The sequence below is a fragment of the Pseudomonas asplenii genome (assembly GCF_001293465.1).
GTDB lineage: Bacteria > Pseudomonadota > Gammaproteobacteria > Pseudomonadales > Pseudomonadaceae > Aquipseudomonas > Aquipseudomonas fuscovaginae_B.
Genome location: NZ_JSYZ01000003.1, coordinates 178,646 through 196,586, shown reverse-complemented (window position 1 = coordinate 196,586; position 17,941 = coordinate 178,646). Strand labels below are relative to the sequence as shown.

At 65.5% G+C, this 17,941-nt stretch carries 16 protein-coding genes; 13 read left to right on the top strand and 3 right to left on the bottom strand.

What is annotated here, in order from left to right; genetic code table 11:
- Positions 1-146: 146 nt before the first annotated feature.
- From rfbB to PF66_RS04830, 7 genes are all read left to right on the top strand, one after another.
- Positions 147-1,229 carry a dTDP-glucose 4,6-dehydratase gene (rfbB, locus tag PF66_RS04860; protein ID WP_054056349.1) on the top strand — a complete coding sequence of 361 codons (1,083 nt, stop codon included), beginning with the start codon at positions 147-149 and terminating at the stop codon, positions 1,227-1,229.
- Positions 1,226-2,104, top strand: coding sequence for a glucose-1-phosphate thymidylyltransferase RfbA (gene rfbA, locus PF66_RS04855; RefSeq protein WP_054062039.1), 879 nt, complete (start codon positions 1,226-1,228; stop codon positions 2,102-2,104). Before rfbB ends, rfbA begins: the two co-directional genes overlap by 4 nt.
- Positions 2,101-2,646 carry a dTDP-4-dehydrorhamnose 3,5-epimerase gene (gene rfbC, locus PF66_RS04850; RefSeq protein ID WP_054062038.1) on the top strand — a complete coding sequence of 182 codons (546 nt, stop codon included), beginning with the start codon at positions 2,101-2,103 and terminating at the stop codon, positions 2,644-2,646. Before rfbA ends, rfbC begins: the two co-directional genes overlap by 4 nt.
- Complete coding sequence (gene rfbD / locus PF66_RS04845) at positions 2,643-3,527, top strand: dTDP-4-dehydrorhamnose reductase (protein ID WP_054056352.1); 885 nt, start codon at positions 2,643-2,645, stop codon at positions 3,525-3,527. The genes rfbC and rfbD overlap by 4 nt, the downstream gene beginning before the upstream one ends.
- 72 nt (positions 3,528-3,599) lie before the next feature.
- Positions 3,600-5,414, top strand: a complete 1,815-nt coding sequence (locus PF66_RS04840) for a sensor histidine kinase (protein WP_054062037.1) — start codon at positions 3,600-3,602, stop codon at positions 5,412-5,414.
- Positions 5,411-6,805, top strand: a complete 1,395-nt coding sequence (locus PF66_RS04835; protein ID WP_054062036.1) for a sigma-54-dependent transcriptional regulator — start codon at positions 5,411-5,413, stop codon at positions 6,803-6,805. The genes PF66_RS04840 and PF66_RS04835 overlap by 4 nt, the downstream gene beginning before the upstream one ends.
- A gap of 22 nt (positions 6,806-6,827) precedes the next feature.
- On the top strand, positions 6,828-7,283 hold the full coding sequence (locus PF66_RS04830) for a YiiD C-terminal domain-containing protein (protein WP_054062035.1): 456 nt from the start codon (positions 6,828-6,830) through the stop codon (positions 7,281-7,283).
- A gap of 158 nt (positions 7,284-7,441) precedes the next feature.
- On the opposite strand, the gene cysQ is transcribed toward PF66_RS04830, so the two are convergent.
- Together cysQ and nudE are read right to left on the bottom strand one after the other, a co-directional pair.
- Positions 7,442-8,284 (bottom strand): 3'(2'),5'-bisphosphate nucleotidase CysQ, encoded by an 843-nt coding sequence (gene cysQ / locus PF66_RS04825; protein ID WP_054062034.1) that lies wholly within the window; start codon positions 8,282-8,284, stop codon positions 7,442-7,444.
- On the bottom strand, positions 8,281-8,847 hold the full coding sequence (gene nudE, locus PF66_RS04820) for an ADP compounds hydrolase NudE (protein ID WP_054060339.1): 567 nt from the start codon (positions 8,845-8,847) through the stop codon (positions 8,281-8,283). The genes cysQ and nudE overlap by 4 nt, the downstream gene beginning before the upstream one ends.
- Positions 8,848-8,936: 89 nt before the next feature.
- Between nudE and yrfG the strand changes: the two genes are divergently transcribed.
- Complete coding sequence (yrfG, locus tag PF66_RS04815; protein ID WP_054062033.1) at positions 8,937-9,644, top strand: GMP/IMP nucleotidase; 708 nt, start codon at positions 8,937-8,939, stop codon at positions 9,642-9,644.
- 204 nt (positions 9,645-9,848) lie between these two features.
- On the opposite strand, the gene lysM is transcribed toward yrfG, so the two are convergent.
- Complete coding sequence (gene lysM / locus PF66_RS04810) at positions 9,849-10,289, bottom strand: peptidoglycan-binding protein LysM (protein WP_054062032.1); 441 nt, start codon at positions 10,287-10,289, stop codon at positions 9,849-9,851.
- Between the two features lie 138 nt (positions 10,290-10,427).
- On the opposite strand from lysM, the gene PF66_RS04805 reads away from it, so the two are divergent.
- From PF66_RS04805 to PF66_RS04785, 5 genes are all read left to right on the top strand, one after another.
- Positions 10,428-11,315, top strand: coding sequence for a LysR family transcriptional regulator (locus tag PF66_RS04805; protein WP_054060342.1), 888 nt, complete (start codon positions 10,428-10,430; stop codon positions 11,313-11,315).
- 94 nt (positions 11,316-11,409) lie between these two features.
- Positions 11,410-12,249, top strand: coding sequence for a formate dehydrogenase accessory sulfurtransferase FdhD (fdhD, locus tag PF66_RS04800; RefSeq protein WP_054062031.1), 840 nt, complete (start codon positions 11,410-11,412; stop codon positions 12,247-12,249).
- Positions 12,246-14,594, top strand: a complete 2,349-nt coding sequence (locus PF66_RS04795) for an FdhF/YdeP family oxidoreductase (protein WP_054060344.1) — start codon at positions 12,246-12,248, stop codon at positions 14,592-14,594. The genes fdhD and PF66_RS04795 overlap by 4 nt, the downstream gene beginning before the upstream one ends.
- Positions 14,595-14,803: 209 nt before the next feature.
- Complete coding sequence (locus PF66_RS04790; protein WP_054062030.1) at positions 14,804-16,819, top strand: LodA/GoxA family CTQ-dependent oxidase; 2,016 nt, start codon at positions 14,804-14,806, stop codon at positions 16,817-16,819.
- Entirely contained in the window at positions 16,820-17,935 is a 1,116-nt protein-coding gene (locus PF66_RS04785; protein WP_054062029.1) for a tryptophan 7-halogenase, read from the top strand.
- The last annotated feature ends 6 nt before the right edge of the window (positions 17,936-17,941 follow it).

Genomic DNA, 17,941 nt, shown 5'->3' with positions numbered 1-17,941 from the left:
CCATCGGCGCCGTCAATACGCAAGTGCGAAGTAAAGTAGGAAGAGTCCGCACCGATACAGGAGCAATCGCACTTGCACCGTTGCCTCCCTCCCCACAAGCTATGCTGCATCAACTGAATGTCCGTCTAAGGAAAAGGCACACCGACATGCGTATTCTAGTCACCGGCGGCGCCGGCTTTATCGGTTCCGCCCTGATTCGGCACCTGATCCGCAACACCGAGCATGAGGTGCTCAACCTCGACAAGCTGACCTACGCCGGCAACCTCGAGTCGCTGACCAGCATCGCGACCGATACCCGCTACGAGTTCGTCCAGGCCGATATCGTCGACCAGGCTACCGTCAGCGCGGTGCTGGCCCGCTTTGAGCCCCACGCGATCATGCACCTGGCCGCCGAGTCCCATGTCGACCGCTCCATCGACGGCCCGTCGGACTTCATCCAGACCAATATCGTCGGCACCTACAGCCTGCTGGAAGCCGCCCGCGGCTACTGGTCGAAGCTCGCCGAGCCGCAAAAAAGCGCCTTTCGCTTCCACCACATCTCCACCGACGAAGTGTACGGCGACCTGCATGGCGTCGATGACCTGTTCACCGAGACCACCCCGTACGCCCCCAGCTCGCCCTACTCGGCGAGCAAGGCGGCGTCCGACCACCTGGTCCGCGCCTGGCATCGCACCTACGGCCTGCCGGTGCTGCTGACCAACTGCTCGAACAACTACGGGCCGTTCCACTTCCCGGAAAAGCTGATTCCGCTGGTGATCCTCAATGCCCTGGCCGGCAAGCCGCTGCCGGTCTATGGCGACGGCCAGCAGGTCCGTGACTGGCTGTTCGTCGAGGACCACGCCCGCGCCCTGTTCAAGGTGGTGACCGATGGCGTGGTCGGCGAGACCTACAATATCGGTGGCCATAACGAGCAGAAGAATATCGACGTGGTGCGTGGTATCTGCGCCCTGCTGGAGGAACTGGCGCCAGCCCGCCCGGCCGGTGTGGCGCGGTACGCTGACCTGATCACCTTCGTCAAGGACCGCCCGGGCCACGACCTGCGCTACGCCATCGACGCCGGCAAGATCGAACGCGAACTGGGCTGGACCCCGGAAGAAACCTTCGAAAGCGGTCTGCGCAAGACCGTGCAGTGGTACCTGGAGAACCTGGAATGGTGCCGCCGGGTACAGGACGGCAGCTACCAGGGCGAACGCCTGGGCTCCCTCGACCACAAGGAATTGTTGGCATGATGAAAGGTATCGTACTGGCCGGTGGCTCCGGCACCCGCCTGCACCCGATCACCCTCGGGGTATCCAAGCAACTGCTGCCGATCTACGACAAGCCGATGATCTACTACCCGATCTCGGTGCTGATGCTGGCCGGCATTCGCGACATCCTGATCATTTCCACCCCGCAGGACCTGCCGCAGTACCGCAACCTGCTGGGTGACGGCAGCCAGTTCGGCGTGCACTTCAGCTATGCCGAGCAGCCGTCGCCGGACGGCCTGGCCCAGGCGTTCCTGATCGGTGAGGCATTCATCGGCAAGGATCCGGTGTGCCTGATCCTCGGCGACAATATCTTCCACGGACAGTCCTTCAGCACGCAGTTGCAAAGGGCCTCACGTCAGCCGGCAGGCGCAACGGTGTTCGGCTACTGGGTCAAGGACCCGGAGCGTTTCGGTGTCATCGACTTCGACGACGAAGGTCGTGCCCTGTCCATCGAGGAAAAACCGGCCAGGCCGAAATCCAGCTACGCGGTCACCGGCCTGTACTTCTACGACAACGATGTCATCGAAATCGCCAAGGCGGTCAAGCCGTCGCCACGCGGCGAACTGGAAATCACCGACGTCAACAATGCCTACCTCAAGCGTGGCGACCTGCGGGTCGAGCGCTTTGGCCGCGGCTTTGCCTGGCTCGATACCGGCACCCATGACAGCCTGCTGGAGGCTTCGCAGTACGTGCAGACCATCGAGCATCGCCAGGGCCTGAAAGTCGCCTGCCTGGAAGAAATCGCCTACCAGAATGGCTGGATCGACCGCGAACACCTGCTCGAACGCGCCCGGTACTTTGGCAAGACCGGTTATGGACAGTACCTGTTCACCCTCGCCGGAGAGAAACAGCAATGAAGGCAACTGCGACACGCCTGCCCGGTGTGGTGATCCTTGAACCCAAGGTCTTCGGCGACGAACGCGGCTACTTTTACGAGAGCTTCAACGCGCGGGCCTTTCAGGAAGCCACGGGGCTGAACCCGAATTTCGTCCAGGATAACCATTCGCGCTCCCAGAAAGGGGTGCTGCGCGGCCTGCACTATCAGATGCAGAACACCCAGGGCAAACTGGTACGGGTGATCGCCGGCGAAGTGCTCGACGTGGCCGTCGACATCCGCCGCAGCTCGGCGCATTTCGGCCAGTGGGTCGGCGTGCGCCTGTCCGGCGAAAACCATCGCCAGCTGTGGGTGCCCGAAGGCTTCGCCCACGGCTTCGTGGTCCTCAGCGACTACGCCGAATTCCTCTACAAGACCACCGACTACTACACCCCCAGCGCCGAACGCACCATCCGCTGGGACGACCCGACCCTGGCCATCGACTGGGAATTCGAAGGGGTTCCACAGCTCTCGGCCAAGGATCAGAACGGTAAACTCCTGCACGAGGCCGATCTGTTCGAATGAGCACATATCCCCTGAAAATCCTCATCAGCGGCCAGCATGGCCAGGTCTCCCGCGAGCTGCAGAAACGTCTGGGCGACCTCGGCCAACTGGTGGTGCTCGGACGCGACCAGCTCGACCTGGCCCACCCCGAGCAGATTCGCCAGCAGGTCCGCGCCCACCGCCCGGGCCTGATCATCAACGCCGCCGCCCATACCGCCGTCGACCAGGCCGAGTCCGAGCCGGACCTGGCCTTCGCGATCAACGCCACGGCACCGGGCGTGCTCGCCCAGGAAGCCGCCGACCTCGGCGTACCGCTGATTCACTACTCCACCGACTACGTGTTCGACGGCAGCAAGGCCGAGCCCTACACCGAGGACGATGAGACCAACCCGCTGAGCGTCTACGGCCGCAGCAAGCTGACCGGCGAGCGGGCCATCGCCGCAGCCCAGGGCCAGCACCTGATCCTGCGCACCAGTTGGGTCTACTCCAGCCACGGGCGCAACTTCCTGCTGACCATGCAGCGGCTGCTGCAGGAGAAACCGGAACTGCGCATCGTCGCCGACCAGGTTGGGGCACCGACCTGGGCCGGGACCATCGCCAACAGCACCCGCGCCCTGATCGAACGCTGGCAGGCCGGCCAGGCCGGCGCCTGGGGCACCTACCACCTGACCGCCAGCGGTGAAACCTCCTGGTTCGGTTTCGCCCAGGCAATCGGCGAACAGCTGCTGGCCCTGAACAAGCCGTGCGCGATCCTCGAGGCCATCCCGTCGAGCGCCTACCCGACGCCGGCCACCCGCCCGCTGAACTCGCGCCTGGACTGCAGCCGCCTGTTGCGCGAATGGCAGGTGAGCCAGCCGGATTGGCATACGGCATTGCGCGAGTGCCTTGCCGAACAGGGCTGAGGCCGGCGAAACGTCATTTATTGATTGCGCGCCCTCCCCCATAATGCGTCGGACTCCACCGGCGCATTCCCGATGATCACGACTCCACCCATTCCCCGCAGACCCCGCTGGCGCAGCCTGGCCCTGCTGTTCCTGTGCCTGGCGCCGCTGCTGTGGCCACTGGAACATCTCGCCGAGCGTTACTACCGCAGCGAACTGGTGAGCCAGAATCGCCAGACCCTCGACCTCTACGTCGCCAACCTGCTGGGTACCCTGCACCGCTACGAGGTCCTGCCGCAGATCCTCGGCGACCTGCCGGCCCTGCGCGCCGTACTCGCCGAGCCGGACCAGAGCCTGCGTCTGGAAAGCGCCAACAGCTTGCTGCGCGACATCTGCAACCAGACCGGTGCCGAAGTCATGTACCTGATGGACACCAGCGGCAAGACCCTGGCCGCCTCCAACTGGGACAAGCACGACAGCTTCGTCGGCCGCAATTTCGCTTTCCGCCCCTACTTCAGCGAAGCCATGGCCGGGCGCCTCGGGCGTTTCTTCGGCCTCGGCACCACCTCGGGCAAGCGTGGCTACTTCTTCGCCGCGGCGGTACGCGACGGCGACAAGGTGATCGGCGCGCTGGTGGTCAAGGTCGACCTGGACCACACCGAAAGCCTCTGGGGCAAGACCCCCGAACAACTGCTGGTGACCGACCACAATGGCGTGGTGATCCTGACCTCGCGGGCGGAGTGGCGCTTTCGTGCGACCCGCCCCCTGGACGGCAACGAACGCGATGCCATCACCGCCGTCCAGCCCTACCCGACGCGCAATCCGCAGCCGCTGAACCTCAACCCCACGGCCTGGCTGACCCAGACCCGGCAGATCGACGAAACCGGCTGGAGCGTCAGCATCCTCGCCCCGCGGACGCTGATCGATCGCCCCGTGCGCACCGTCGTCGCGGTCGGCGGCGCGACCCTGCTGGTGCTGATGCTGCTGCTCGGGCTGATGATGCAGCGCCGGCGGCATTACCTGGAGCGAATCGCCTTCGAGGCCAAGGCCCGCCGCGAACTGGAAATGCGCGTCGCCGAGCGGACCAGCGACCTGGAAGGCCTCAACCGCCGACTCAAGCAGGAAGTACTGGAGCGCGAGCATGCCCAGCAGGAACTGGTGCGCGCCCAGGACGACCTGGTCCAGGCCGGCAAGCTTTCGGCCCTGGGCACCATGTCGGCAAGCATCAGCCACGAACTCAACCAGCCACTGGCGGCGATCCGCAGCTATGCGGAAAACGCCGAGGTGCTGCTCGATCACCAGCGCACCGACGACGCCCGCGGCAACCTCAAGCTGATCAGCGAGCTGACCGGACGCATGGCGTCGATCATCGCCCACCTGCGCGCGTTCGCCCGCCGCGACCGGCATGCCCCGGAAAGCGTGGCCCTGCAGCCGGCGCTCGACGACGCCCTGGCCCTGCTGGCCAAGCGCCGACGGGCGATGGAAGTCGAACTGATCCGCGACCTGCCGGCCGCCGCGCTGTGGGTCGAGGCCGGCGAAACCCGGTTGCGCCAGGTGCTCGGCAACCTGCTGGCAAACGCCCTCGACGCCCTGACCGAAAAGGCCCCGCCGCGCAAGCTGTGGCTCAGTGCCCAGGAATCGCCGGAAGGCGTGACCCTGACCATTCGCGACAACGGCCCGGGTTTCTGCCTGGAAGCCCTGGGTCGCGCCGGCGAGCCGTTCTACACCACCAAGACGCGCACCCAGGGGCTCGGCCTGGGCCTGGCGATCTGTGATTCCCTGATGCGCGCCTTCGGCGGCGAACTGCTGTTTGCCAACCACCGTGAAGGCGGCGCCCTGATAACCCTGCGGATGCGCGCCGGCGCCCCCGGCGTCAGCCTGCAACCGGCCGAGGACTCGAGTGTATGAATATCGACCACCAGACCCAGGTGGTACTGATCGACGACGATCCCCACCTGCGCCAGGCCCTGAGCCAGACCCTGGATCTGGCCGGCCTGAAGATCCTGCCGCTGGCCGAGGCCCGTGGCCTGGCCGCGCGCATCGAGCGCGACTGGCCGGGTGTGGTCGTCAGCGATATCCGCATGCCGGGCATGGACGGCATCGAACTGCTCAACGAGCTGCATGCCCAGGACCCGGAGCTGCCGGTGCTGCTGATCACCGGCCATGGCGACGTGCCGCTGGCGGTCCAGGCGATGCGCGCCGGGGCCTATGACTTTCTGGAAAAACCTTTCGCCAGCGATGCCCTGCTCGACAGCGTGCGCCGCGCCCTGGCCCTGCGCCGCCTGGTGCTGGACAACCGCAGCCTGCGCCTGGCCCTGAGCGATCGCCAGCAACTGGCGACCCGCTTGCTCGGCCACTCGCCGCAGATGCAGCGCCTGCGTGAACAGATCGGCGCGCTCGCGGCGACCAAGGCCGACGTGCTGATCCTCGGCGAAACCGGCGCCGGCAAGGAAGTCGTCGCCCGTGCCCTGCATGACCTGTCGAACCGGCGCAACGGCCCCTTCGTGGCGATCAACGCCGGCGCCCTGGCCGAGTCGGTGGTGGAAAGCGAGTTGTTCGGCCACGAACCGGGCGCCTTCACCGGCGCGCAGAAACGCCGGATCGGCAAGTTCGAATTCGCCAACGGCGGCACCCTGTTCCTCGATGAAATCGAAAGCATGAGCCTGGATGTCCAGGTCAAGCTGCTGCGCCTGTTGCAGGAGCGGGTGGTCGAACGCCTGGGCGGCAACCAGCAGATCCCGCTGGATATCCGCATCATCGCCGCGACCAAGGAGGACCTGCGCCAGTCCGCCGATCAGGGCCGCTTCCGCGCCGACCTGTACTACCGGCTGAACGTCGCGCCGCTGCGCATTCCGCCACTGCGCGAACGCGGTGAGGATGTGCTGGTCCTGTTCCAGCATTTCGCCGACGAAGCCAGCGGCCGCCATGGCCTGCCGCCCCATGGCCTGCAGCCGGCGCAACGGGCGCTGCTGCTGCGCCACGGCTGGCCGGGCAACGTGCGCGAACTGCAGAATGCCGCCGAGCGTTTCGCCCTTGGCCTGGAACTGGCGCTGGACAACAGTGCCCCGGAAAGCCTCGATGCGCAGATCGCCGTTGGCAATCGCGCTGGCGGCCTGAGCGAACAGGTCGAGCACTTCGAGAAATCGCTGATCGCCGCCGAACTGGCGCGCTCCCACAGCTCCCTGCGCAGCCTCGCCGAAGCCCTCGGCATCCCGCGCAAGACCCTGCACGACAAACTGCGCAAACACGGCCTGAGCTTCGACAGCGGCAGCCACAGCGGCGGCGAGGAGCTCGAATGAATCACACCACAGAGGTCACTGCATGAACCGCGACAGCCACTACCTGGAATCCATCCTGCACCACGACATTCCCCTGACACGCGAGATGGGGCTCAAGGTCGGCGGCTGGGAGGGCGGACAACTGCGCCTGTGGCTGCCGCTGGAACCCAACGTCAACCACAAGAGCACCATGTTCGGCGGCAGCCTGTACTGCGGCGCGGTGCTGGCCGGCTGGGGCTGGCTGCACCTGAGCCTGCACGAGGCGGGTATCGCGGACGGGCACATCGTGATCCAGGAGGGCCAGATCAGCTACCCGCTGCCGGTCACCGGCGATGCCGAGGCGATCTGTGCGGCACCGGACGAGAAGGTCTGGAAAAAATTCCTGGCCACCTACCAGCGTTACGGCCGGGCGCGGCTGACCCTGGAGACCCGGGTGATGAATGTCGGCAGCGAAGACGAGGCGGTGCGTTTCAGCGGCCAGTACGTGCTGCACCGCTGAAAGCCCCCTGTAATTGCAACCCTCAAAAAACGAACCTGTCACGCACTGTAGGAGCCGGGCTTGCCCGCGAACCGCCAAAGGCGGCCATTCAAAACCGTTCCGGATGGCCGCCGCTGGCGGTTCGCGGGCAAGCCCGGCTCCTACAATCAGTAAAACGTCTAGGCCTGCGGCATCTTCGGCAACTGCTCCCGCCACAACGCCTGCTCCGGCAAGGCCAGGAAAAACGGATTGAGCAACGACTCCCGCGCCGGATAACTGAAGCGCTCGCCGCTCAGTTCCAGCACTTCACCGCCCGCCCCCTCCAGTACGCCCTGGGCCGCCGCCGTATCCCACTGGGAGGTTGGCGCCAGGCGCGGATAGAAGTCCGCGGCGCCTTCGGCCAGCAGACAGAACTTCAGCGAACTGCCGATATTCGCCAGCTCCAGCTCACCCAGGCTGGCACTCAGCCCGGACAGCAACCGCTCCTGCTCGGGGCTGGAATGCCGACGGCTGGCCACCACCGTGAACGTGTTACCGGCCGGCGGCTGGGTCCGCACCCGGATCGGTTCGGGCGGCAGGCCGCGGTCCGCGCGCCAGGCGCCCAGACCGGCGCCGCCGAAATAGGCACGACCGCTGGTCGGCATCGAAACCACGCCAAACACCACCCGCCCCTGCTCGATCAGCGCAATGTTCACAGTGAACTCTTCACTGCCGGAAATGAACTCTTTGGTACCGTCCAGCGGGTCCACCAGCCACCAGCGCTGCCAACCGGCACGGACCTCACGGGGGATGTCGGCGTCTTCCTCGGACAACACCGGGATATCCGGCGCCAAGGCGCTCAGGCCGGCGACGATCAGGTGATGCGCCGCCAGGTCCGCGGCCGTCACCGGCGAGGCATCGGCCTTGTCCATCACTTCGACATCAGCCCGCCAGAACGGCAGGATCGCCTCGCCGGCCTGGCGAGCCAGTTCGATGACCGGGGCCAGGAACGAATGCGGCAGGCTCACAAACGAATCACTCATGGTTGAAACACTCCACGCTGGGTCAACAGGTCACGGGCCAGGTACAACGCCGCCAGCGCACGACCCTCGGTGAATTGCGGGTTCTGCGCCAGGCCGGCCAGCTCGCGCAGGTTCACCCGGTCGACCCGCATCGGCTCGGGCTCGTCACCCTCAAGACGCTCTTCATACAGGTCGCTGGCCAGGACCACCTGGATCTTCTGGCTCATGTAGCCCGGCGACAACGACAACTCGGTCAGGTGCTCCAGTTGCCGGGCACCGAAACCGGCCTCTTCCTTCAGCTCCCGCTCGGCCGCCGCCAGCACATCCTCGCCCGGCTCGATCAGCCCCTTGGGCAGCGACAGTTCGTACTCATCGGTGCCACCGCAATATTCCTCGACCAGCACCGCATGCTCGGCATCGAGCATCGCCACGATCATCACCGCACCGTAACCGGTGCCCTTGCCCACCAGTCGTTCATAGGTGCGCTCGACACCATTGGAAAAACGCAACTGGACCTGCTCGACACGGAACAGACGGCTGCTGGCGACGATTTCACGGGCAAGTACGGTGGGTTTCTGGCGCATGGCGGCTCCTGGGCGTTAACGGGTTACTATACCGTGGCTTTTCCGATTGTCTGTGTCGGATATCCTTTTTCCCGGTCGAGAAGTTTCCCATGCCCTCATTACCCTGGCGCGACATCGATACCGTTCTGCTGGACATGGACGGCACCCTGCTCGACCTGCATTACGACAACCACTTCTGGATGGAACACCTGCCGCGACGCTATGCCGAGCTGCACGGCGTCAGCCTGGCCATGGCCGAGGCGGAGCTGGGTTCACTGTTCCGGGACCACGCCGGCCAGTTGCAATGGTACTGCCTGGACTTCTGGAGCGAGGAGCTCAAGCTGCCGGTGCGCGAGCTGAAGCTGGAAACCGCGCACCTGATCGCCCTGCGTCCGGACGCCGACACCTTCCTGGCGGCGATCCGCCAGGCGGGCAAGCGGGTGATCCTGATCACCAACGCCCATCGCGATTCGTTGTCACTGAAGCTGGAGCGGGTCGAACTGGCACCCTACTTCGAGCGCCTGATCAGTTCCCATGATTACGGCTTCGCCAAGGAATCCCCGTCATTCTGGGACGCGCTGCAGGCCGATATCGGCTTCGATCCGGCACGCAGCCTGTTCATCGACGATACCCTGCCGATCCTGCGCAGCGCCCGGCGCTTCGGCGTCGCGCACCTGCTGGCGGTGCGCGAGCCGGACAGTCGCAAGGGGCCCAAGGACACCGAGGAATTCGCCGCCGTGGGCGACTACCGCGAATTGATCGCTGACTTGCAGGAGGGGGCGGTACGGCGATCCGGCTTGCCCGCGAACGCGTCATGAGGGCGCTAAAAGCTTCGCGCGCAAGCCCTGCTCCTAGGCTATGTACGAAATCGCTTGAAACTTGGTTATGCGGCGTTAAAAACCGGCTCGGAATGCTCATTGACAACCAGTCAAGTCGGGCGCGACCCCGGGCGTTCCTCGCCGGTTTTTGCCTTGCCTAACCTGCGTTTCAAACAATTTCGTACACAGCCTACAGGCCGTGCATTACTCGGGAATACGCAGCGTCTGACCCGGATAAATCTTGTCCGGATGTGACAGCAACGGTTTGTTGGCCTCGAAGATCCTGTTGTACTGGTTGGCGTCGCCATAGACCGCCTTGGAGATCGCGCTCAGTGTGTCGCCCGACTTCACCACGACAAACCGCGCGGCCGCCTGCACCGGCCCACTGACCGTGAGCTGGTCGTCGACGCTGCCGACACCGGCAATGTTGCCCAGCGCCAGCAGGATCTTTTCCTTCTTCTCCTGGCTGGCGACCTCGCCCGTGACCGTCACCTTGTCGCCCTCCACCGTGGCCTGGACATTCGGGTTGCCCAGGCCGACCCTGGCGATATGCGCCTTGAGTTGCTCGCCGGCATTGGCATTGCCCGGGGTCAGCAAGTCGAGCAGCTTCTCGCCCGCCTCTTTCACGAAGCTGAGGATACTCATGGTTTCTTCTCCTTGATGGGTGATATCCAGACGCGAACCACTGGACCGGGCACGTCTGCGACAGGTTCCGGACAGACCCATGACTCAGCGTAGCCCAACCGCGCTAGAATCCGGGCCTGGACCGCGCCTGGAGCGACGATGGACATCAAACAGCTGAAATTCCTGATTGCCCTGGACGAAACGCGACACTTCGGCCAGGCGGCGGCACGCTGCCACATCACCCAGCCGACCCTGTCCATGCGCCTGCGCAACCTGGAGGAAGAACTCGACCTGCAACTGGTCAACCGCGGCCAGCGCTTCGAGGGTTTCACCGCGCCCGGCGAACGGGTGCTGGCCTGGGCCCGCACCGTGCTGGCGGCCTACGATGGCCTGCAGGCCGAGGCCGCCGCCTGTCGCGGCAACCTGATCGGCACCCTGCGCCTGGGCGTGGTGCCGCTGTCGAACTTCGACCCGCTGCACCTGATGCAGCGCCTGCATGCCGAACACCCGGACCTGCGTTTCGAACTGTCGTCCCTCAGTTCCGAACAGATTCTCGAACAGTTGGCGAGCAACCGCCTCGACCTCGGCGTCTCCTACCTCGATCGCCTGGACACCGAGCGCTTCGACGCCCTGCCCCTGAGCGAAACCGCCATGGGCCTGCTCTACGACCAGCGCTTCTTCGACTTCGGCGACCAGCCGCTGAGCTGGGAGGCGCTGACCGAACTGCCGCTGGGCATGCTCACCAGCGGCATGCACTTTCGCCAGTCCATCGACCACAACTTCCACAGCCGTGGCCTGAGCCCACAACCGCTGCTGCAGACCGACGCCGTTCATCAATTGTTGCAAGCCGTGAATGGCGGCCTGTGCTGCGCGATCATGCCGCTCAACAGCGGCCTTGAGACCCTGACCGACCACCTGAGCCTGCAACCGATCGAAAATGCCCGGACCCTGGCCAACCTCGGCCTGATCATGCGCCGTGGCGCGCCGCGCTCGGCCCTGGCCGAAGCCTGCTTCAGGCTTTATCAGAAATCGCCAAGCGGACTTTGATCGACATCATCTATCGGTGGATCAGTACTAGCGATTAGACGTGACCTTTTGCCGCGCCTAGTCTTAGCACCGTACATTTCGCCGGTAATCCTCCATGCACGCCAAGCCAGACGGCTGCGCGATTCCTGTCACCACAGCAGCCGCGCCGGCCGCCAGCCAGAGCTACCAGTACAGCGACCTCGATCATCACGAAGCCGCTGAGACCTCACTCGCCGAAGAAGTCGCGCTGGCCATCGCCTACAACGGCATCAGCCAGGCCGTGATGCTGGTCACGCCCACCGACCTGGAAGACTTCATCGTCGGTTTCAGCCTCGGCAGCGGCATCATCCATGACGCCACCGAACTCTACGACCTGAAACTGACCAGCAATGGCGCTGCCCATTACGCCGAAGTGGAGATTTCCAGCCGCGCGTTCTGGAGTCTCAAGCAGCAGCGCCGACAACTGGCCGGCACCAGCGGCTGCGGCCTGTGCGGCGTCGAGGCGCTGGAGCAGGCCCTGCCGGAACTGAACGTACTGCCTGGCGCACCACTGCCGCCGGCCGCCTGGCTGGTCGACCTGCGCCAACGCATCAGCGCCTTCCAGCCGCTGGGCCAGCACTGCGGTGCCGTGCATGCCGCCGTGTTCATGAACGATCAGGGCGAACTGCTGCTGGGCCGCGAAGACATCGGCCGGCACAACGCCCTCGACAAGCTGATCGGCGCGCTGGTCCGCCAACAGATCCCGACCGCCGGTGGCGTGGCCATCGTCACCAGCCGCTGCAGTCTGGAATTGATCCAGAAAGTGCTGCGGGCCGGCATCCAGACCCTGGTCAGCCTGTCATCCCCCACTGGCCTGGCGCTGCAATGGGCGCGTCGGCACAACCTCAATCTTATTCACCTGCCGCAGAAAAGTGCGCCGCGGGTCTACAGCCCTGCGATGGAGAATCCCGCGTGAGCAATCATAATCAAGCCGACCAGATCCCGACCCCACGCTACAAGCCCTACAAGGGTCCGGCCGGCGGCTGGGGCGCACTGATCAGCGTGGCCCAGGCCTGGTTGACCAGCGACAACGCGCTGAAGAACATCCGCATGATGCTCAAGACCAACCAGAACGGCGGCTTCGACTGCCCCGGCTGCGCCTGGGGCGACTCGCCGGAAAGCGGCATGGTCAAGTTCTGCGAGAACGGCGCCAAGGCCGTCAACTGGGAAGCCACCAAGCGTCGGGTGGATGCCGCGTTCTTTGCCAAGCACAGCGTCAGCTCGCTGTTCGAGCAGTCCGACTACTGGCTCGAGTACCAGGGCCGCCTGACCGAGCCGATGAGCTACGACCCGACCACCGACCGCTACAAGCCCATCAGTTGGGACGCGGCGTACGCGCTGATCGCCAAGCACCTGCTGAACCTCGACAGCCCCGACCAGGCCGAGTTCTACACCTCGGGTCGGGCCAGCAACGAGGCGGCGTACCTGTATCAACTGTTCGTCCGGGCCTTCGGCACCAACAACTTCCCCGATTGCTCGAACATGTGCCACGAGGCCAGCGGCGTGGCCCTGGCGCAGAGTGTCGGGGTCGGCAAGGGCACCGTGACCTTCGACGACTTCGAACACGCCGACGCGATTTTCGTCTGGGGCCAGAACCCCGGCACCAACCACCCGCGCATGCTCGAACCGCTGCGTGAAGCCGTGAAACGCGGTGCCCAGGTGGTCTGCATCAACCCGCTCAAGGAGCGCGGCCTGGAGCGCTTCCAGCATCCCCAGCACCCGCTGGAAATGCTCACCAACGGCAACAAGCCGACCAACACCGCCTACTTCCGCCCGGCCCTGGGCGGCGACATGGCCGTGCTGCGCGGCATGGCCAAGTTCCTGCTGCAATGGGAGCGCGAGGCCCAGGCGGCGAACGAGCCGTCGGTGTTCGACCATGACTTCCTCAACGAACACACCGCCAACGTGCTCGACTACCTGGCCGCCATCGACGAAACCCCATGGGCACAGATCGTCTCGCAATCGGGCCTGCCCCTGGTCGAAATCGAGCAGGCGGCGCGGATGTACGCCAAGAGCAAGAGCGTCATCATGTGCTGGGCCATGGGCATCACCCAGCACCGCCATTCGGTGGCAACCATCCAGGAAATCGCCAACCTGATGTTGCTGCGCGGCAACATCGGCCGGCCGGGCGCAGGCCTGTGCCCGGTACGCGGCCACAGCAACGTGCAGGGCGACCGCACCATGGGCATCAACGAGCGCCCACCGGTGGCCCTGCTCGACGCCCTGGAACGCCGCTTCCAGTTCAAGGTACCGCGCAGCAACGGCCATAACGTGGTCGAAGCCATCCATGCCATGCTCGAGGGCCGCGCCAAGGTGTTCATCGGCCTCGGCGGCAACTTCGCCCAGGCCACCCCGGACAGCCCGCGGACCTTCGAAGCCCTGCGCAACTGTGACCTGACCGTGCAGATCAGCACCAAGCTCAACCGCAGCCACCTGACCCACGGCAAGGAAGCGCTGATCCTACCGTGCCTGGGCCGCACCGACATCGACCTGCAGGCCGAAGGCACCCAGGCGGTGACCGTGGAAGACTCGTTCAGCATGGTCCACGCCTCCAACGGCCAGTTGCAGCCGCTGTCGAAACAGATGCGCTCGGAACCGGCGATCATCGCCGGCATCGCCGCCGCGACCCTCGGCTCGCACCCGGTGGACTGGAACTGGCTGGTGGGCGACTACAACCGCATCCGCGACCTGATCGCCGACACCATTCCCGGCTTCAAGGACTTCAACCAGCGTATCGGGCACCCGGGCGGTTTCTACCTGGGCAACGCCGCCGGCGCCCGGCGCTGGAACACGCCTTCGGGCCGGGCGAACTTCCGCTCCAACGGCCTGCCGAGCGACCTGATCCACGAGCTCACCCACGCTACGGGCAGGAAGCCGGACCTGATCCTGCAGTCGATGCGTTCCCACGACCAGTACAACACCACCATCTATGGTCTCGACGACCGCTACCGTGGGGTCAAGGGCCAGCGCGAGGTGCTGTTCGTCAACGAGGCGGACATCATCCGCCTGGGCTTCAAGCCGGGGCAGAAGGTCGACATCGTGTCGCTCTGGGAAGACGGCCGCGAGCGCCGGGTCAAGGGTTTCACCCTGCTGGCCTTCGACATCCCCGCCGGCCAGGCCGCCGCCTACTACCCGGAAGTGAACCCGCTGGTGCCGCTGGAAAGCGTCGGCGACGGCAGCCACACACCAACCTCCAAGTTCGTCGCGATCCGCCTGGAAATGGCCAGCGAGAACGGCCTGATCCTCGCCCAGGCCAGTTGATCCGAGCCACCCCGGACGCCTTGCCAGAGGTGCCCGGGGAATCTCCCGCCGTAATAGCAAAAAGCCATTCGACAAACCGCAAGCCCTTTACTAGAGTCTGCGGGCGGTGCTCCTCACGCCCTCATCCGACGGTGCTGACCGGCACCCGCCCAGGGATCCTGCCCGCAGGTCGGGCACATCCTCTTTAGCACGGAACGCGGAGAGCACTCATGTCGATCACCCCCGGCCATACCCCGCATCACCACGGCAGCCAAACCCCTCCCAAGGACAAGCGCATCGTCAGCGCCGCGATCCATCCCGCGATCGGCGTGGCGCGGGTCGGCAACAGTGAATCGGACTACTTCATCGGCCCCCAGGTGACCGAGCCGCGGCCCGAGCCACTGGGCTTCTACCGGGACGCCCAGGGTGCACTGAAGCGCCAGGCCGCCGAGTTCCGCATCTATGGCTACAACCTGGCTGGAGAGGTGGTCGCCGAACTGACCGCGCAAGACGCCGAGATCACCTGGTCGGCCCATGTCGCCAACCGCAAGGCGCAGTGGTACCAGTGGCAGTTGGCGATGGACATTCCCGAAGCCGCCAGCAAGGTGCTGCCCCTGCGCAATGCCGAGATCAAGGACCCCAAGGCCCGCGCAGCCCTGGCCATCGACGGCGGCCTGCAAAGCATCCGCGGCACGAACCAGGCCGGTGTCGAGTTCAACGGCCAGTACGAAGGCGTGCCAGTGTATCTGGGTGAGTTGCGCACCGATGCCCAGGGTCGCCTGCTGTTCCTCGGCGGCCGCGGTGTATCGGCCTCGCCCCGGAACACGCCGATCTTCAACCCCAAGGACGACAACAGCTTCATCAACGCCGATGGCTGGTACGACGACACCAGCGATGGACCGATCAGCGCCCAGGTCAGCATCGGCGGCCGGTCGATTCCGGTCGAATCGGCCTGGGTGGTGACCGCGCCGCCCAACTATGCACCCCAGGTCAAGACGGTACGCACGCTCTACGACCTGACCTACGACCTGTTCATCCAGGCCGGCTGGCTGAAGCCGAACACCTCGACCTCCTTCCGCCAGGATGTCTACCCGATCCTGCAACGTCTATCGGGCCTGCAGTGGGTCAACCAGGGCTTCGCTACCCAGTTCGGCCACAACAGCCCCTACAACTTCGAAGACCCGGCCTTCATCGCCAAGCTGGCGCACAAACCGGCACCAGGAGACTACGACGTATTCCAGGAAACCCGCCGACAGATCCTCAACAGCTTCCGCCTGCCTGAACCTGCCGACAACAACCCGCTGCCCTGGCCTTGGATCTACGGCGATGACATGGAGCTGGGGAACAACCCCAGCCCACGCCAGAACTCGTCGATCACCCAGACACAGTACCTGGCGCTCAGCCGCTGGGCTGACGGCCAGTTCGAGGCCGACTGGCCCGGCCTCCCACTCCCGGACAATCTGGATTCGGTAGCCCTGGCAGAGCAGCCAGCCATGCTTGACCGCGCCGCCCTGGACTTCTGCCTGGCCGACGCTTTCCACCCCGGTTGCGAACTGACCTGGCCGATGCGCCATCTGCCGCTCTACGCCAAGCCCTGGCGCATTCGTCAGCGCCCGGCCGGCAGCCCCCAGCCGGACTACGGCCCAACCCTGAACCAGACCCAGGCCCTGGCTGTCGGTGGTCCGTTGTACGGGCAAGGCCCCGGCGACCTGAACCGCTGGATGGGCTTGCCATGGCAGGCCGACACCGCCTATTGCCGAGGTGGCTACAACCCAGACTACAGTCCGTTCACCGCGACCTTCTGGCCGGCGCGCGTGCCCAACCAGGTACTCAGTGACGCGGACTATGCCCTGGTCATCGACCCTGCGACCAAGCCCGAGCAGCGTCTCGACGCGTTCGCCGATCGCAGTAACTGGAATGCCCCGCTGCTGGTCGAAGGCCCGAAAACCTCGACCGCCAAGCAGATGACCACGATGGTGGATATCTTCGGCTCCATGGGCCTGCTGGAAGTGCGCAAGCACGTTTTCGACAGCCCGCTCTATCCGAACACCATGATGGTTGCCAGCTACGGGCCGCAGATCCCCACGAGCCAGACCTTCGCCAGCCCGGTGCTGGCTGCCGACTTCGTCGCGGCGGGCGCGCCGACGGACGACACCGCGGGGGCACCACGGCCACCACGGGGCGCCAACTTCAGCAGCCAGGAAGACGCCGAGCAGGCGCCACGCGGCGGGAGACGGTCGCGCTAAATGGAGCGCTACGACGTCGCCATCGTCGGCGGCGGCCCGGCCGGCTCGGCTACCGCCATCAACCTGGCGCGCCTGGGTCGGCGGGTGCTGCTGGCCGACTCCGCGCCCATCGGGCGCTTCCGGGTGGGCGAGGGCTTTCCGCCCCGTGCCCGCTCGCTACTCGCCGACCTGGGTGTGCTCGACGGCTTTCTCGCCGCCGGGCACCGTCCCAGCTACGGCAACCTTTCCGTATGGGGCTCGGACGAGCCGCACATGGACGATTTCATCTTTCAGACCCAGGGTCGCGGCTACCAGTTGGACCGCCTCGCCTTCGACACCCAGTTGCGGGCCACGGCACGCCAGCTCGGTGTAGCGGTCCACGAAGCCACCCGGCTGGTCGCCACACCGCGTGAGGCCGGTTTCAGCCTGCGCCTGGCCAGCGCCGACGGCGAGCGACAGGCCGAATGCCGCTGGCTGATCGACGCCGGCGGCCGCCCGGCGGTACTCGCCCGTCAGCAGGGCGCCCAGCGCCAGGTCGAAGACCGGCTGACCGCCTTCTACCTGCTGCTGCATAGCCGGCAAGACACCGATCGCGATGGCCGCACGCTGGTCGAGGCGGTGGAAAACGGCTGGTGGTACAGCGTGCTGCTGCCCTCGGGGGAACGGCTGGTGACCTTCCTCGGCGACCTGGACCTGCTCGACCGCCAAACGCTGCTGAGCGGCGATGGGCTGTGGCAGCAACTGGCTCATACCCGCCTGTTGTCGGCCTTGTGTCGTGAACACGGCTACCAGCCCGGCAGTTCCGTCCAGGGCATGGATGCCGCCAGCGGACAGCTTTCGCAATTTCACGGCGAACACTGGACGGCCGTAGGCGATGCGGCACTGGCCTTCGATCCGCTGTCGTCCCAGGGCATTGCCACCGCGCTCTATTGTGGCCAGTATTGCGCTCGCGCCGTGCACGCCACGCTCAATGGTGAGCGCGAAGCCCTTCCCACCTATGCGGATCTGCTCAGGCGGATCTACAGCGCCTACCTGGGCAACCGGCAACAGTTCTACGGGATGGAAAAACGCTGGGGCGAATCGACGTTCTGGAAGCGGCGCCAGCCTCTTCCAGTGCGCGCACAAGGCGCGAAATGATGGGGT

Coding starts and splice junctions, on each gene's coding strand:
- rfbB (WP_054056349.1), top strand. CDS start 147: ATGCGTATTCTAGTCACCGGCGGCGCCGGCTTTATCGGTTCCGCCCTG.
- rfbA (WP_054062039.1), top strand. CDS start 1,226: ATGATGAAAGGTATCGTACTGGCCGGTGGCTCCGGCACCCGCCTGCAC.
- rfbC (WP_054062038.1), top strand. CDS start 2,101: ATGAAGGCAACTGCGACACGCCTGCCCGGTGTGGTGATCCTTGAACCC.
- rfbD (WP_054056352.1), top strand. CDS start 2,643: ATGAGCACATATCCCCTGAAAATCCTCATCAGCGGCCAGCATGGCCAG.
- PF66_RS04840 (WP_054062037.1), top strand. CDS start 3,600: ATGATCACGACTCCACCCATTCCCCGCAGACCCCGCTGGCGCAGCCTG.
- PF66_RS04835 (WP_054062036.1), top strand. CDS start 5,411: ATGAATATCGACCACCAGACCCAGGTGGTACTGATCGACGACGATCCC.
- PF66_RS04830 (WP_054062035.1), top strand. CDS start 6,828: ATGAACCGCGACAGCCACTACCTGGAATCCATCCTGCACCACGACATT.
- cysQ (WP_054062034.1), bottom strand. CDS start 8,284: ATGAGTGATTCGTTTGTGAGCCTGCCGCATTCGTTCCTGGCCCCGGTC.
- nudE (WP_054060339.1), bottom strand. CDS start 8,847: ATGCGCCAGAAACCCACCGTACTTGCCCGTGAAATCGTCGCCAGCAGC.
- yrfG (WP_054062033.1), top strand. CDS start 8,937: ATGCCCTCATTACCCTGGCGCGACATCGATACCGTTCTGCTGGACATG.
- lysM (WP_054062032.1), bottom strand. CDS start 10,289: ATGAGTATCCTCAGCTTCGTGAAAGAGGCGGGCGAGAAGCTGCTCGAC.
- PF66_RS04805 (WP_054060342.1), top strand. CDS start 10,428: ATGGACATCAAACAGCTGAAATTCCTGATTGCCCTGGACGAAACGCGA.
- fdhD (WP_054062031.1), top strand. CDS start 11,410: ATGCACGCCAAGCCAGACGGCTGCGCGATTCCTGTCACCACAGCAGCC.
- PF66_RS04790 (WP_054062030.1), top strand. CDS start 14,804: ATGTCGATCACCCCCGGCCATACCCCGCATCACCACGGCAGCCAAACC.
- PF66_RS04785 (WP_054062029.1), top strand. CDS start 16,820: ATGGAGCGCTACGACGTCGCCATCGTCGGCGGCGGCCCGGCCGGCTCG.